The 14,158-nt window shown below is 70.5% G+C and carries 14 protein-coding genes and 1 pseudogene; 13 read left to right on the plus strand and 2 right to left on the minus strand.

Annotated elements, in window-relative coordinates; all coding sequences use genetic code 11:
- The first annotated feature begins 72 nt into the window (after positions 1–72).
- The 11 genes from ACIBW9_RS02720 (at position 73) to ACIBW9_RS02770 (ending at position 10,688) form a co-directional block, all read left to right on the plus strand.
- The gene (locus ACIBW9_RS02720; protein WP_398950500.1) at positions 73–1,038 is read left to right on the plus strand and encodes a 5-dehydro-4-deoxyglucarate dehydratase; all 966 of its coding nucleotides are present in this window, start codon (positions 73–75) and stop codon (positions 1,036–1,038) included.
- Positions 1,035–2,324 carry a glucarate dehydratase family protein gene (locus tag ACIBW9_RS02725; protein ID WP_398950502.1) on the plus strand — a complete coding sequence of 430 codons (1,290 nt, stop codon included), beginning with the start codon at positions 1,035–1,037 and terminating at the stop codon, positions 2,322–2,324. The genes ACIBW9_RS02720 and ACIBW9_RS02725 overlap by 4 nt, the downstream gene beginning before the upstream one ends.
- Positions 2,325–2,530: 206 nt before the next feature.
- On the plus strand, positions 2,531–3,667 hold the full coding sequence (locus tag ACIBW9_RS02730; protein WP_398950504.1) for a carbohydrate kinase family protein: 1,137 nt from the start codon (positions 2,531–2,533) through the stop codon (positions 3,665–3,667).
- Between the two features lie 144 nt (positions 3,668–3,811).
- Positions 3,812–4,885, plus strand: coding sequence for a PhoH family protein (locus ACIBW9_RS02735; protein ID WP_398950506.1), 1,074 nt, complete (start codon positions 3,812–3,814; stop codon positions 4,883–4,885).
- A 29-nt stretch (positions 4,886–4,914) separates the two neighbouring features.
- Positions 4,915–5,412: an rRNA maturation RNase YbeY gene (gene ybeY, locus ACIBW9_RS02740; RefSeq protein WP_282699505.1), complete on the plus strand. Its 498-nt coding sequence runs from the start codon at positions 4,915–4,917 to the stop codon at positions 5,410–5,412.
- Positions 5,409–6,716, plus strand: a complete 1,308-nt coding sequence (locus ACIBW9_RS02745; RefSeq protein WP_398950509.1) for a hemolysin family protein — start codon at positions 5,409–5,411, stop codon at positions 6,714–6,716. The genes ybeY and ACIBW9_RS02745 overlap by 4 nt, the downstream gene beginning before the upstream one ends.
- A complete protein-coding gene (locus ACIBW9_RS02750) occupies positions 6,713–7,072 on the plus strand; it encodes an MmcQ/YjbR family DNA-binding protein (protein ID WP_398950511.1) in 360 nt (119 codons plus the stop codon). The genes ACIBW9_RS02745 and ACIBW9_RS02750 overlap by 4 nt, the downstream gene beginning before the upstream one ends.
- A gap of 54 nt (positions 7,073–7,126) precedes the next feature.
- Positions 7,127–7,480 (plus strand): cytidine deaminase, encoded by a 354-nt coding sequence (locus tag ACIBW9_RS02755; protein ID WP_398950513.1) that lies wholly within the window; start codon positions 7,127–7,129, stop codon positions 7,478–7,480.
- 207 nt (positions 7,481–7,687) lie between these two features.
- Positions 7,688–8,161 (plus strand): hypothetical protein, encoded by a 474-nt coding sequence (locus ACIBW9_RS02760; RefSeq protein WP_398950515.1) that lies wholly within the window; start codon positions 7,688–7,690, stop codon positions 8,159–8,161.
- 141 nt (positions 8,162–8,302) lie between these two features.
- On the plus strand, positions 8,303–9,619 hold the full coding sequence (locus ACIBW9_RS02765; protein WP_398950517.1) for a beta-xylosidase: 1,317 nt from the start codon (positions 8,303–8,305) through the stop codon (positions 9,617–9,619).
- A 55-nt stretch (positions 9,620–9,674) separates the two neighbouring features.
- Positions 9,675–10,688, plus strand: a complete 1,014-nt coding sequence (locus tag ACIBW9_RS02770; RefSeq protein ID WP_398950518.1) for a WxL protein peptidoglycan domain-containing protein — start codon at positions 9,675–9,677, stop codon at positions 10,686–10,688.
- 32 nt (positions 10,689–10,720) lie between these two features.
- Here ACIBW9_RS02770 and ACIBW9_RS02775 read toward each other — a convergent pair whose 3' ends face one another.
- Together ACIBW9_RS02775 and ACIBW9_RS02780 are read right to left on the minus strand one after the other, a co-directional pair.
- Entirely contained in the window at positions 10,721–11,059 is a 339-nt protein-coding gene (locus tag ACIBW9_RS02775; RefSeq protein ID WP_351470799.1) for a P-II family nitrogen regulator, read from the minus strand.
- Positions 11,056–12,369, minus strand: coding sequence for an ammonium transporter (locus ACIBW9_RS02780; protein ID WP_398950521.1), 1,314 nt, complete (start codon positions 12,367–12,369; stop codon positions 11,056–11,058). The genes ACIBW9_RS02775 and ACIBW9_RS02780 overlap by 4 nt, the downstream gene beginning before the upstream one ends.
- 175 nt (positions 12,370–12,544) lie before the next feature.
- Between ACIBW9_RS02780 and era the strand changes: the two genes are divergently transcribed.
- Both era and ACIBW9_RS02790 read left to right on the plus strand, forming a co-directional pair.
- A complete protein-coding gene (gene era, locus ACIBW9_RS02785; RefSeq protein WP_398950523.1) occupies positions 12,545–13,510 on the plus strand; it encodes a GTPase Era in 966 nt (321 codons plus the stop codon).
- A 110-nt stretch (positions 13,511–13,620) separates the two neighbouring features.
- Positions 13,621–14,158: pseudogene (locus tag ACIBW9_RS02790) on the plus strand (NAD-dependent epimerase/dehydratase family protein); the annotation flags it as partial.

A 14,158-nucleotide genomic window follows, 5' to 3' on the forward strand; every position in this document is an offset into this window, starting at 1 on the left:
TTAGTCGGCCCCTGCCGGACAGGACCGTTGACTACTGCTGTTCGCATATCTAGGCTCTGTCTCCATATATAGATGACATCTACATGGGGAGACGACGTGGCGGGTGAGGCGGAGACAGTTGCGGCCAGGCTGCGCGACGGGATGGAAACAGGAGTGCTCTCCTTCCCGCTGACGTCCTTCCACGACGACGGCTCGCTCGACCCGGAGGGCTGCCGCGCCCATGTCGCCGCGCAGATCGCCACCGGTCCCGGCGCCGTCTTCCCCGCCTGCGGCACCGGCGAGTTCTTCTCGCTGGACGAGGACGAGTACCGCCAGGTCGTGACCATCGCCGTGGAGGAGGCGGGCGGGCGCCTGCCCGTGGTCGCCGGGATCGGGTACGGCTGGGCGCAGGCCGTCCGGTTCGCCCGCATCGCCGAGGAGGCCGGCGCCGACGCGCTGCTCGTCCTGCCGCACTACCTGGTCGCCGCCCCGCAGGAGGGCCTCGTCGCACAGCTGGAGCAGATCGCCGCCCGCACCCGGCTGCCGCTCATCGCCTACCAGCGCGGCCAGGTCGCCTACACGGCAGCCTCCTTGAGGCGCATCGCGGCCCTCCCGAACGTCATCGGGCTCAAGGACGGCCACAGCGACCTCGACCGCCTCCAGCGCCTGACCCTCGCCGCGCCCGCGGGCTTCCTCTTCTTCAACGGCGCGTCCACCGCCGAGATCCAGGCCCGCGCCTACGCCACCGTCGGCGTCCCTGCCTACTCCTCCGCCGTGCACGCCTTCGCCCCCGAGATCGCGAACGCCTTCTTCGCGGCCCTGCGCGACGGTGACGACAAGACGGTGCAGCGGCTGCTGCGCGACTTCTACGTCCCGCTCGTGGAGCTGCGCGACCGCGTACCGGGGTACGCCGTGTCGCTGGTCAAGGCTGCGGCCCGGCTGCGCGGCCGGCCCGTCGGCCCCGTGCGCGCCCCGCTCACCGACCCCTCGGCCGGCGACCTGGCCGATCTCGAAGCCCTGCTCACCACCGGACTCGACCTCGTAGGAGCCGCGCTGTGAACCTCACCATCACCGACGTACGGCTCACGCCGATCCTGGTCGCCGACCCGCCCCTCCTCAACACCCAGGGCGTCCACCAGCCGTACACCCCGCGACTGATCGTGGAGGTGGTGACGGCCGACGGCATCACGGGTGTCGGCGAGACCTACGGCGACACCAAGTACCTGGAGCTCGCCCGGCCCTTCGCCGAGAAGCTGAAGGGGCGTCAAGTCAGTGACCTGAACGGTCTGTTCGTCATCGCCGACGAGGTCTCCGTGGACTCCGCGCGGGTCCGGAACCAGGTCGACGTCGGCGGGCTGCGCGGTGTCCAGACCGCCGACAAGCTGCGGCTGTCCGTCGTCTCCGGCTTCGAGGTCGCCTGTCTCGACGCCCTCGGCAAGGCGCTCGGCCTGCCGGTGCACGCGCTGCTCGGCGGCAAGGTGCGGGACGCGGTCGAGTACAGCGCCTACCTGTTCTACAGGTGGGCCGACCACCCCGAAGGCGTGACCTGCGAGAAGGACGACTGGGGTGCCGCCCTCGACCCGGCCGGGGTGGTGGAGCAGGCCCGGCTGTTCAAGGAGCGGTACGGGTTCACCTCGTTCAAGCTCAAGGGCGGTGTCTTCCCGCCGGACGAGGAGATCGCCGCCGTACGGGCCCTCGCGGAGGCGTTTCCCGGCCATCCGCTGCGGCTTGACCCCAACGGCGCCTGGTCCGTTCAGACCTCGCTGAAGGTGGCCGAGGAACTCGGGGACGTCCTCGAGTACCTGGAGGACCCGGCGCTCGGCACCCCCGCCATGGCCGAGGTCTCCGCCGCCACCGGGGTGCCGCTCGCCACCAACATGTGCGTGACGACCTTCGCGGAGATCAAGGAGGCGTTCACGCGGGACGCCGTCCAGGTGGTGCTGTCGGACCACCACTACTGGGGCGGGCTGCGCAACACGCAGCAACTGGCTGCCATCTGCCGTACGTTCGGTGTCGGGGTGTCCATGCACTCCAACACGCATCTCGGGATCAGTCTGGCCGCGATGACGCATGTGGCGGCCACCGTGCCGAATCTGCACCATGCGTGTGACTCGCACTATCCGTGGCAGTCCGAGGACGTGCTCGGGGCGCGGCTGAGGTTCGAGGGTGGGAAGGTCGCCGTCTCCGATGCGCCGGGGCTCGGTGTGGAGCTCGACCGCGGGAAGCTGGGGTTTCTGCATCAGCGGTGGCTGGACGACGACGGGACGCTCCGGGAGCGGGACGACGCGGCGGCCATGCGGGTTGCCGAGCCGGGGTGGGTGACGCCCGCGGTGCCCCGCTGGTAGCGCCCCCGCCGCCCCTACCCGTTCCCGTCCCCTGGGGGCTGCGCCCCCAGACCCCCCTTTCGGCCTGACGGCCTCGTCCTCAAACTCCCCCACTCTCGGCTTCGCTCGAGCGGGGGGACCCCCACGACGGGCTGAAAGATCAGACGCCGGACGGGCTGAGAGATGGTGCACACTGGCCTGATCCGCACCATGTCAGGGAGTGCACCGTGAGCGCGTCCAACGGGAAGGGACCAGCACCCGTCACAGCGGGACCGGAGTGCCAGGCACAGGTCGATCCGCTGGCCCAACTGCGCACCCCGGACGATCCCCCCTGGGACGTGTATCTCACCGGTCCCGTCTTCCTCGACATCATCTTCACCGGGCTGGACTCCGCCCCGGTGCGCGGCACCGAGTCCTGGGCGCGGGGGATGGGGTCGAGCCCCGGCGGCGTCGCCAACATGGCCACCGCACTGGCCCGGCTGGGGCTGAGGACCTCCCTCGCGGCGGCCTTCGGCGACGACCACTACGGGGAGTACTGTTGGGACGCCCTGGAGCAGGGCGAGGGCATCGACCTCTCCACCTCGCGCAAGGTCCCCGGGTGGCACTCCTCGGTCACCGTCTCGATGGCGTACGAGGGCGAGCGCACGATGGTCTCCCACGGCCACGAGCCACCGCCCGAGACCTTGTTCAGCCTGGGGGGCGCGCCCCGCGCGCGTGCCGCCGTCGCCTCCCTCACCCCCGGCGGGCGCGCCCCCTGGATCGCCCAGGCCGCGCACCACGGCACCCGTATCTTCGCCGACGTCGGCTGGGACGAGACCGGCGCCTGGGACCTGGCGGGCCTGCCCGACCTCGAACACTGCGAGGCCTTCCTGCCGAACGCGGAGGAGGCCATGCGGTACACCGGCGCCGCCTCCGCGCGCGCCGCCGCCCACGCCCTCACCGAGCACGTTCCGCTCGCGGTGGTCACCCTCGGTGCGGAGGGCGCCTACGCCGTCGACCGGCGCACCGGGGAGACGGCCGAGGTGCCCGCGATCGCCGTGGAGGCCCTGGACCCGACCGGCGCGGGCGACGTGTTCGTCGCGGGCTTCGTCACCGGCACGCTCGCCGACTGGCCGCTGGCGGACCGGCTGGCCTTCGCGGGGCTGACGGCCGCGCTGTCCGTCCAGGAGTTCGGCGGCTCGCTGTCGGCGCCGGGGTGGGCGGAGATCGCGGCCTGGTGGCGCAGGGTGCAGTCGGTGGAGGGACAGGACCCGGCGGCGCTGCGGCGCTACGCGTTCCTGGAGCGCCTGATCCCCCAGGGGGAGGCCGCGAGACCGTGGCCGCGGCGCAGGGCCGTGCCGACGATCGGTTTCCGGTCGGCCTGACCACTGCCACCGGTGTGAAACAGCGTCTGCCGAAAAGGCCTACGGTGTTGTCAGTCCCCCGGCGTACCCTTGAAACCGCCAAGGCAGCCCCCGTGGCTGGCGTGCCGTTTCGAGGAGGACGAGCAAGGCCTACAGAGCCGGCCCATGACTCAGACACCCACAGCTCACACCCCCGCGCAGGGGCAGGCGAGAGCAGAGTTCACCGTACCCGCCCAACACCCCATGGTGACCGTTCTGGGGTCCGGCGACTCCCTTCTGCGCGTGATCGAGAAGGCCTTCCCGGCGGCCGACATACATGTCCGGGGCAATGAGATCAGCGCGGTCGGCGACCCCGCGGAAGTCGCCCTCATCGCGCGCCTGTTCGACGAGATGATGCTGGTGCTCCGCACCGGGCAACCGATGACGGAGGACGCAGTGGAACGCTCGATTGCCATGCTCAGAGCGAGTGAGAACGGCGAGGGCCAGGGCCAGGAGACCCCGGCCGAGGTCCTCACCCAGAACATCCTCTCCTCGCGCGGCCGGACCATCCGCCCCAAGACCCTCAACCAGAAGCGGTACGTCGACGCGATCGACAAGCACACGATCGTCTTCGGCATCGGCCCCGCCGGCACCGGCAAGACGTACCTGGCCATGGCCAAGGCGGTGCAGGCCCTGCAGTCCAAGCAGGTCAACCGGATCATCCTGACCCGGCCCGCGGTCGAGGCGGGCGAGCGGCTGGGCTTCCTGCCCGGCACGCTCTACGAGAAGATCGACCCGTATCTGCGCCCGCTGTACGACGCGCTGCACGACATGCTCGACCCGGACTCGATCCCCCGGCTGATGGCCGCGGGCACCATCGAGGTCGCGCCGCTCGCCTATATGCGGGGCCGCACGCTGAACGACGCCTTCATCATCCTGGACGAGGCCCAGAACACCTCGCCCGAGCAGATGAAGATGTTCCTCACCCGCCTCGGCTTCGACTCGAAGATCGTGATCACCGGTGACGTGACGCAGGTCGACCTGCCGACCGGCACCAAGTCGGGCCTGCGCCAGGTGCAGGACATCCTCGAGGGCCTCGACGACGTCCACTTCTCGCGCCTCACGTCCCACGATGTCGTACGGCACAAGCTCGTCGGCCGTATCGTCGACGCGTACGAGAAGTACGACAGCCAGCACGGCACCGAGAACGGCACCCACAAGGGCGGCCGGGGCAGGCAGTCCGGGCACAAGGGGCTGTGACATTTAAAAGCAGGAGAACAAGCAGCACCATGTCGATCGACGTCAACAACGAGTCCGGAACCGAGGTCGACGAGCAGGCGATCCTCGACATCGCCCGCTACGCACTCGCGCGGATGCGCATCCACCCGCTCTCCGAGCTCTCGGTGATCGTCGTGGACGCCGACGCCATGGAGCAGCTGCACATCCAGTGGATGGACCTGCCGGGGCCGACGGACGTCATGTCCTTCCCGATGGACGAGCTCCGTCCGCCGTCGAAGGACGACGACGAGCCCCCGCAGGGCCTCCTCGGCGACATCGTGCTCTGCCCGGAGGTCGCCAGGAAGCAGGGCGACGAAGCGCCCACCCGGCACTCCATGGACGAGGAGCTCCAGCTGCTCACCGTCCACGGGGTGCTGCATCTCCTCGGGTACGACCACGAGGAGCCCGACGAGAAGGCCGAGATGTTCGGTCTGCAGGCGGCCATCGTGGACGGCTGGCGCGCGGAGAAGGGCCTGACCGGTCCGTCCCCGGCCCCGACCGTCTCATGAGTCCCCAGATCGTCGCGGGCGCGATCGCCCTGGTCGTCGTCGCCTGGCTCGCCGCCTGCGCGGAGGCGGGCCTCGCGCGCGTCTCCAGCTTCCGCGCCGAGGAGGCCGTACGCTCCGGCCGGCGCGGCAGCGCGAAGCTCGCCCAGGTCGCCGCCGACCCGACCCGCTATCTCAACGTCGCGCTGCTGGTCCGCGTGGCCTGCGAGATGGCGGCCGCGGCCCTGGTGACGTACGCCTGTCTGCAGGAGTTCGCCGGCACCACCCGCGCCCTGCTGGCCGCGATCGGCGTGATGGTCCTGGTGTCGTACGTCGCCGTCGGTGTCTCCCCGCGCACCATCGGCCGGCAGCATCCGCTGAACACGGCGACGGCCGCGGCGTACGTGCTGCTGCCGCTGGCCAGGATCATGGGGCCGATCCCGTCCCTGCTCATCCTCATCGGCAATGCGCTGACCCCCGGCAAGGGTTTCCGCCGCGGCCCGTTCGCGTCCGAGGCGGAGCTGCGGGCGCTGGTCGACCTCGCCGAGGCGGAGTCGCTGATCGAGGACGAGGAGCGCCGCATGGTGCACTCGGTCTTCGAGCTCGGCGACACCCTCGTGCGGGAGGTCATGGTCCCGCGCACCGACCTGATCGTCATCGAGCGCTACAAGACGATCCGCCAGGCCCTGACCCTCGCGCTGCGCTCGGGTTTCTCGCGCATCCCGGTCACCGGGGAGAGCGAGGACGACATCGTCGGCATCGTGTATCTGAAGGACCTGGCCCGCAAGACGCACATCAGCCGGGACGCCGAGAGCGAGCTGGTGTCGACGGCCATGCGGCCCGCCGCGTTCGTGCCCGACACCAAGAACGCCGGCGATCTGCTGCGCGAGATGCAGCAGGACCGCAACCACGTCGCCGTCGTCATCGACGAGTACGGCGGCACGGCCGGCATCGTCACCATCGAGGACATCCTCGAGGAGATCGTCGGCGAGATCACCGACGAGTACGACCGCGAGCTGCCGCCGGTGGAGGACCTCGGCGAGGACCGCTACCGGGTCACCGCCCGCCTCGACATCACCGATCTCGGCGAGCTGTACGGGCTCGACGAGTACGACGACGAGGACGTGGAGACCGTCGGCGGGCTGCTCGCGAAGGCGCTCGGCCGGGTGCCCATCGCCGGTGCGTCGGCGGTCGTGGAGGTGCCCGACGGTCGCGAACTGCGCCTGACCGCCGAGGCCGCGGCCGGCCGCCGGAACAAGATCGTGACGGTCCTGGTGGAGCCGGTGGCCCCCGCGGAGCTGCCCGAGGACAAGGAGAAGGAGGAGTGAGCCCGGAGGAACTGCGCGGCTTCTGTCTGTCCTTCAACGCGGCGGTGGAGGACTTCCCCTTCGCCCCGGACATCTCGGTCTTCAAGGTGCTGGGCAAGATGTTCGCCCTGAGCTGGCTGGACGCCCGCCCGCTCACGGTCAACCTCAAGTGCGACCCGGAGGACGCGATCCGGCTCCGCAGCGAGTACGAGGGCCTGATCATCCCCGGCTACCACATGAACAAGCGCCACTGGAACACCGTCACGGTCGACGGCGACCTCCCGGACCGACTGGTGCGGGAACTCATCGAGGACTCCTACGACCTGGTGGTCGCCGGACTGCCGCGTGCCGAGCGACTCCGCCTGGACCGCCCCTGAGCGCACTGCACCCCGTGGCCGGATACGGCCGGTGGCGGTACGTATGCTCGGCTCATGACCGACAGCAACGCGCTTGACCCCGAGGACCGCAAGATCGTCACCCTGGCCCGTTCCGCCCGGGCCCGCAACGGTGTGCCCGAGGGGGCTGCCGTACGGGACGAGACGGGCCGTACGTATGTCGCCGGGACCGTCGACCTGGCCTCGCTGAAGCTGAGTGCGCTGCAGACGGCGGTGGCCATGGCGGTGGCGTCCGGGGCGAAGTCCCTGGAGGCGGCGGCCGTGGTGACGGAAGCCGAATCGGCCGCGGCCCAGGACCTGGCTGCCGTACGGGACCTGGGCGGGGCCGGGACGCCGGTGCTTGTGGCCGGGCCCGACGGAACGGTGCGGACCACCGTCACCGCGGGCTGAAAACCGGCCGCTTCAGAGCCGTCCGGAATTCACCCTTGCCGTTTCTTCCCCTCACGGGCATCAATGGAACCGGTAGTTCCGACGGACCGTCAGATTCACTCCACCCCCCACCGGCGCCCCGCACCGCGCCTGCCGGCTGTCCGTCCGGACCTCTCCCATCCATCCCCACATGGCAGTTCCCAGCTTCGGGAAGGGAGCCGGATCCCCATGAGAGCCAAACGGACAACCACAGGTGCGGCCATGGCGGTAGGGGCCCTCGCGGCCGTCTCGCTCGCGTTCGCGCCCAGCGCCCTCGCCGTCACTCCGCAGTCGGCGACGATCACCGCCGACTGCGGAAGCTTCGGCGGCGGGCAGGCCACGCTCACGGCCACCCAGGACGGCACGGCGGCCACCGTCACCGTCACGTCCGCCATCACCGCGCCGATCGCCCTGTCCCAGGACTCGATCTCCTCCACGCTCACCCTGGTCGACGCGAACGGCGGCACCACCGCCTTCACCGGCACCAGGAACCCGGCGATGGCCGCCGGAGACCCCGTCACCGTCGGCCCGCTCTCCGGCACCGTCGCCTCCGGCGACAGCCTGGAGGCCTACGGCGGCTCGCTGCAGATGACCGTCTTCGGCATCACCATCACCTGCACCGCGACCGGCCCGCAGTCGCCGGGACCGTTCGTGTTCGACTGAGTCGCTGCCGACGGGCCGTCAGTTCCTGCGAGGTCAACAGGAACTGACGGCCCATCAGTTCATTTCGACTTCTCCATTGACTTCTCACGCAATCCCCACATCAATGCCCCCAGTGAGCGCAGCAGAGAAGGGGGCACTCCCATGGGTTCGACAACCCGAAGACGACGTTGGGCTTCGCTGCTCGGCGGGACCGTGCTCGCGGTCACCGCGGGTGGCGCACTGGCCTGTCCGGCCGGTGCCGCCACCAACGTGGACTTCGCCACGCACTGCATCCCGCCCGCGGTCGCGGGCATCCCGCCGATCGACGGTACGACGACCGCGAGCATCGCGGTGGACAACGCCAGCCCGAAGGTCGGCGACACCGTCACCGTCACCTACACCGTCGTCAAGCCCGCCGCCAGCAACCCCACCGCCATCGCCCTGCCGGCCGACATCATGACGCCCACCGGCAAGGTCACCCTCGGCGGTGCGCAGACGGGCGACGTGACGGTCGCAGGGCCCAAGAAGAACGACCCGGTGCCGGGCAACGGCGCCTTCCCGTCGTTCTCCATGACCGGCACCTTCAAGGTCACCGCGGCCGGTGCGATCACGCTCTCGCCCGGTGACTACAACATCCACACCAGCTACATCCTGGAGCTGGACACCCCGTGCACGGTGACCAACCCGCCCGCCCCGGTCTCCCAGACGGTCACGGCGACGGACGCCACCCCGGTCAACGACCGTGCCATCTCGCTGGGTTCGGCCTCCGGCAACGCCGGTGCCGCCGTCACCGTCAACGGCAGCCACTTCACGCCGGGCGCGACCGTCACCCTCGCCGGGCGCTCCGGGGACACCCAGACGGCGGACAAGGCGACGGTCACCGCCGCCGCCGACGGCTCCTTCAGCGGCTCCCTCGTCGTCAACGACAAGACGACGACGGGGATCGTGGCGTACGAGGGGAGTGCGTGGAGCGCCGGCAAAGGGGCGGGGCCCGCGGCCTACGTCGTGAACGACACCACCCCGGTCCCCGCCGGCAGCCAGAAGGTCACCACCACGGTGAAGGCGGGCACGCTGTCCATGTCCCAGGCCGGGGACTCCGTCGCCCTGTCGGCGGTCGACTTCGGCAAGGGCGGTGCTTCCACCGGCGCCCTGAACGCCGTCACCGTGAAGGACTTCCGCGGCGGACCCGCGGGCTGGTCCCTCACCGGCAAGGTCACCGACTTCACCGGACCCGGCGCCAAGATCGAGGCCGGGAAGCTGAGCTGGACCCCCGCCTGCACCACCAAGGCGGGCAGCCCGAGCACCTGCCAGGCGGGTTCCGCGGGCACGGTGGGCAGTGCGGGAGCGACCCTGGCGTCCACCCCCAACGGCACGCTGACCGGCGGCGAGTTCACGGCGAACGCCGGGCTCTCGCTGGACGTACCGGCGTTCACGCCCCCCGGCTCGTACTCGGGCGTGCTCACCCTGACGCTCAGCTGACCGTACGGGCGTCCGCACCCGCCCGTTCTTCTCGTCCATGTGGGGGTCCGCACCCATGCGCAAGCCGTACGTCCTGCTCCTGGGCCTGTTCCTGGCCCTCTTCGTCGCGCCCGCGCACGCCGCCGACAACGGCAGTTGGTCCGTCTACCCGGCCGCCTCCAAGGTGGCAGCCCGCCCGTACTTCTACCTCTCCGCCGACCCCGGGACGACCATCGAGGACAAGGTGGTCGTGGCGAACACCACCGGGCAGCCGCTGAGCTTCCGGTTGTATGCCGCCGACGCCTACAACACCCCCCGCGACGGCGGTTTCGCCGTCAGGACGGTGCGGGAGAAGCAGCGGGGCGTCGGCGCCTGGGCGAAGCCCGCGCAGTCACGCGTGACCGTCCCCGCGCACGGCGCGGTCACCGTCCCCTTCACCCTGCACGTGCCCGAGGGCGCCGAACCGGGCGACCATCCGGGCGCGCTCGTGGCCCTCGACGAACGGATCGACAAGGGCGACGGCTCCCTCGCGCTCGGTGTGCAGCGGGCGGTCGCCGCCCGCGTCTACCTGCGCGTCGGCGGCCCGACCCTGCCCGCGATCGCCGTGGAGAACGTCCACATCGTCCACCACCAGCCGCTCGTCCCCGGCCTCGGCGACAGCACGGCGACCATCTCCTACACCCTGCACAACACCGGCAACGTCACCCTCGACCCGAAGGTGGAACTGCGCGCCACGGGCCTGTTCGGCCGCACGCTCCTGGCCCGCAACCTGTCCCGCATCCCCTCCGAGCTGCTGCCCGGACAGCGCGTCCACCTCACCGAACCATGGCGGGACGCGCCCCAACTCGACTGGGGCGACGTCACGTTGACGGCGAGCGCGACGGACACGCGGAACTCGGAGAGCGCGTCCTTCCTCGCCCTGCCGTGGGCGGCAGCACTGGCGCTGCTGGCGGCGCTGGTGGTGGGGGTCGCGCTGGTGATCAGGGCGCGCGGGGCAAGGGGCGTCCGTGGTCGCGGCACGGCGCTCGAAGCGGTCGTCGCCGCCGCGGCGCGGGGCGTCCGACGGGAGCGGGCCGCGGCGAGGAGGTGAACTCCGTCACGCGGCCCGGGTGGCAAAGGGTTTCAGAGCGCGTCCGGGCCGCGCTCTCCCGTCCGTACCCGTACGACCGTCTCGACCGGCAGCGCCCACACCTTCCCGTCCCCGATCTTCCCCGTCTGCGCGGCCTTGACGATCGCGTCGATCACGGCGTCCGACTCGGCGTCCTCGACGACGACCTCGATACGGACCTTGGGGACGAGGTCGACCTGGTACTCGGCGCCGCGGTACACCTCGGTGTGGCCGCGCTGCCGACCGTACCCGCTGGCCTCGGTCACGGTCAGACCGTGCACGCCGAGCTCCTGGAGGGCCGTCTTCACCTCGTCGAGGCGGTAGGGCTTGACGATCGCGGTGATGAGCTTCATGCCTGGGACTTGACCTTCTGCGCGGGGGAGAGGACGGAGGACGAGACCGGGGCGCCGTGGCCCAGGACGCCGTGATCGTATGCCGTCTCGGCGTGCACCGTAAGGTCCAGGCCCTTGTACTCCTGCTCCTCGCTCGCCCGGAAGCCCATCGCCTTGTCGATCAGCTTGCCGATGCCGTACGTCACGAGGAAGGCGTACGCGGCCACGACGACCACGGCCACCAGCTGCCTGCCGAGCTGGGCGAGCCCGCCGCCGTAGAGGAGGCCCTCGGTGGAGCCGGTCATCGCCCTCTCCGCGAACACGCCGATGAGGAGGGTGCCGATGATGCCGCCGACCAGGTGGACGCCGACGACGTCGAGCGAGTCGTCGTAGTTGAGCTTGAACTTCCAGCTCACGGCGTACGAGCAGACGACACCGGCGGCGAGGCCCACGACCAGGGCGCCGAGCAGCGAGACCGAGCCGCAGGACGGGGTGATGGCGACCAGACCCGCGACGGCACCGGAGGCGGCGCCGAGCGTGGTCGGGTGCCCGTCGCGCTTCTGCTCGACGAAGAGCCAGCCGAGCAGGCCGGTGCAGCCGGCGGCGAGGGTGTTGAGGAAGGCGGCCGCGGCCAGCCCGTTGGCGCCGAGTGCCGAGCCCGCGTTGAAGCCGAACCAGCCGAACCAGAGCAGGCCCGCGCCCAGCATCACCATGGGCAGGTTGTGCGGACGCATCGCGTCCTTCTTGAAGCCGAGCCGCGGGCCGAGGACCAGGCACAGGGCCAGACCGGAGGCGCCGGAGGTGATTTCCACGGGGAGTCCGCCCGCGAAGTCGAGGGCGCCGAGGCGGTGCGCGATCCAGCCGCCGGGGCCCCACACCCAGTGGGTGACGGGAACGTATACGAGCAGCGCCCAGACCGGGACGAAGACCAGCCAGGCCGCGAATTTCACCCGGTCCGCGATCGCGCCGCTGATCAGCGCCGCCGTGATGATCGCGAAGGTGAGCTGGAAGGTGGCGAAGAGCAGGGTGGGCACGGTGCCCTGCACGCTGTCCGGGCCGAGGCCCGCCATGCCGGCGTGCTTCAGGCCGCCGATGAGCCCGCCGCCGATGTCGTCACCGAAGGCCAGCGAGTAGCCGGCGGCCAGCCACACCACCGTGACCAGGGCGATCGACACGAAGCTCATCATCAGCATGTTGAGGACGCTCTTCGTGCGGACCATGCCGCCGTAGAAGAGGGCGAGGCCCGGGGTCATCAGCAGGACGAGGGCGGTGGCGGCGAGCAGCCAGGCGGTGTCGCCGGTGTCCGCGTGCGCTGCGGCGAGGGTCGTCACGTCGTCTCCATCGAGGTGGGGGCTCGTCAGAGGCTCACTTCCGTGCGTTTCCGGATGTGCACGTCCGTGTTTCCGTGATGTTTCGTTGCGTGGAGGTTTCCTGAATCTCACAGGGCGGACAGCGAACGGCCGGTGATCGCTCGGCTGTACGGCGGGGCTCTGTGGATCAGGGAGAATGGGCGCCATGAGCGTTCGTAGTCAGTCATCCGAGCCGTCGGCGTCGTCGGCACCCCACCGCGCCGGCTTCGCCTGCTTCGTGGGCCGCCCCAACGCGGGCAAGTCCACCCTCACGAACGCTCTGGTCGGCCAGAAGGTGGCGATCACCGCGAACCAGCCGCAGACGACGCGTCACACGGTCCGGGGGATCGTGCACCGGGAGGACGCCCAGCTGATCCTGGTCGACACCCCTGGGCTGCACAAGCCGCGGACGCTGCTGGGTGAGCGGCTCAACGACGTCGTGCGCACGACCTGGGCCGAGGTCGACGTGATCGGCTTCTGTCTGCCGGCGAACGAGAAGCTGGGGCCCGGTGACCGTTTCATCGCGAAGGAACTGGCGTCCATCAAGAAGACGCCGAAGATCGCGATCGTCACCAAGACCGACCTGGTGGACAGCAAGACGCTCGCCGAGCAGCTCATCGCGATCGACCAGCTCGGCAAGGAGCTGGGCTTCGAGTGGGCGGAGATCGTGCCGGTGTCGGCGGTCGGTGACAAGCAGGTGGACCTGCTGGCCGATCTGATCGTTCCGCTCCTTCCGGAGGGGCCCGCCCTGTATCCCGAGGGCGATCTCACCGACGAGCCCGAGCAGGTCATGATCGCGGAGCTGATTCGGGAGGCGGCGCTGGAGGGTGTGCGCGATGAGCTGCCGCACTCGATCGCGGTGGTCGTGGAGGAGATGCTGCCGCGTGAGGGGCGGCCCGCCGACAAGCCCCTCCTCGACATCCATGCCTTCGTCTACATCGAGCGGCCGAGCCAGAAGGGGATCATCATCGGGCCGAAGGGCGCGCGTCTGAAGCAGGTCGGCATCAAGAGCCGTCAGCAGATCGAGGCGCTGCTCGGTACTCCGGTGTTCCTGGACCTTCATGTCAAGGTCGCGAAGGACTGGCAGCGGGATCCTCGGCAGCTGCGCAAGCTGGGCTTCTGAGCCTTTTTCGCCCCCGCCGCCCCTTCCCGTTCCCGTCCCCTGGAGGCTGCCGTCCCCAGACCCCCGCTTTCGGCCTGAACGGCCTCGTCCTCAAACGCCGGACAGGCTGCGCGCCGGCCGCCGGGGTGCGGCGGTTCGTGCAGGTCAGCACGGGACTGGTGTACGGCACCGGGCGGGGGCGCCCGTTGACCGAGGACGACGAGAGCCGGCCCGGCGGGGCGATGTGGGGTGCCTACCCCGGGTCCAAGGCCGAGGCCGAGCGGGCACTGCTCGCGCTGGACGGCATGGACGTACGCGTCGGCCGACTCCCCTTCGTCTACGGCGAGGACGACCCGCATCTCGCCCAGTCCCTGATGTGGGCCAAGAACTGGGCGGCCACCCAGCGGCTGCACATGGGCCATCACGCGGACGTCGCCCAGGGCCTGCTGCGCATCCTGCACGCTCCGGGCATCGCCGGCCGGATCTACAACATCGCCGACGACACCCCCGTCACGGCGGTCGAACTGCACCAGCTCAACGACACCGAGATCCCCGCCGATCTCTACACCCGCACCGACCCCGACCCCTGGCTGGCGATCACCTCCACCGACCGCGTCCGCCGGGAGCTCGGCTATCGCCCGCTGTACCCCAGCGTCTATGCGGCCAGGG

It is taken from the genome of Streptomyces sp. NPDC049541, assembly GCF_044465725.1.
Taxonomy (GTDB): domain Bacteria; phylum Actinomycetota; class Actinomycetes; order Streptomycetales; family Streptomycetaceae; genus Streptomyces.